This window comes from Mesorhizobium sp. P5_C1 (genome assembly GCF_054049815.1).
Window position 1 is genome coordinate 1 of sequence record NZ_JBFULQ010001145.1, and the last position, 920, is coordinate 920.

Genomic DNA, 920 nt, shown 5'->3' on the forward strand with positions numbered 1-920 from the left:
CTGATCGACCAGTTGCAATTTCAGCTCGCTGAGATGCAGTTTGAAGACGTTCTCGATTTGGCTCCGAGTGTAGCGCCATCCGTTCCTGCACGCTCGGATCATAATGTCGGAATACAATTCGGCACTAACGGCTCTCACAGCATCTTCGGAACACAGCTTGCCGCCAGATTGCGTGCCTTCGGACAAGCACGGTCCAACCGACAGAGGCAGCACCAGCATTGCGGCAAAGATAGATGACTTTGTCATGGACACCTCCTGCTTCCTGAATGGATCGGGATTCTGCGACCCGACCAAACCCCGTCGACAGGAAAGCCTAGAATTGGTGGCGGTCGGATAGCATCGTGCAAATGCAGTGTTTTCGAGATCGCATCTGTAGTATTTTGCCGTGCCGGGTCGGCCACAACTCGTAGCGAATCGGAGACTTGAAGCGATGCTTCGCGCCGTGAGCAATCCTCTGACCAGTCTGTCGGACCGGGAGCGGGTGGTCGCTGGAAAATTCGCCGAGGGGATGACCTACCGTGAAATCGGCGAGACGCTCTTCATAGCGCCGACTACTGTTCGGACCCATCTGTCGGCCATATACCGGAAACTCGATATTCGCAGCAAAGTAGCGCTTGCAAACTTGCTTGCCGACCAACGCGAGCAAGACACGGGCCAGGCATCATCCGGTGGCCTTTCGGTAGAGGCTTCTGGGCCAACAGTCGTTGCGGTTCTCCCTTTCGACAATCTGAGCGCGGACGAGCGATGGAACCGCTTGGCCGATGGCTTGTCGGCGGACATCATGGTCGACCTCGCTCGCTACCCCGACCTTGCGGTCATCGCCCGCCAGACCATGCTCTCGTACAAGGGACGGCGCGATGACGTGCTATCCATCGGGCGGGAACTGAATGCGGATTATCTACTTGAGGGGACCTTGCAGG

The 920-nt window shown here is 57.1% G+C and carries 2 protein-coding genes; one reads left to right on the forward strand and one right to left on the reverse strand.

The window, feature by feature from the left end:
* On the reverse strand, positions 1-246 hold a 246-nt coding region (locus tag ACXJ7R_RS34480), incomplete at its 3' end, for a hypothetical protein (RefSeq protein ID WP_457155695.1).
* Positions 247-430: 184 nt separating this feature from the next.
* Between ACXJ7R_RS34480 and ACXJ7R_RS34485 the strand changes: the two genes are divergently transcribed.
* A partial coding sequence (locus tag ACXJ7R_RS34485; RefSeq protein ID WP_457155696.1) for a LuxR C-terminal-related transcriptional regulator occupies positions 431-920 on the forward strand: 490 nt, incomplete at its 3' end.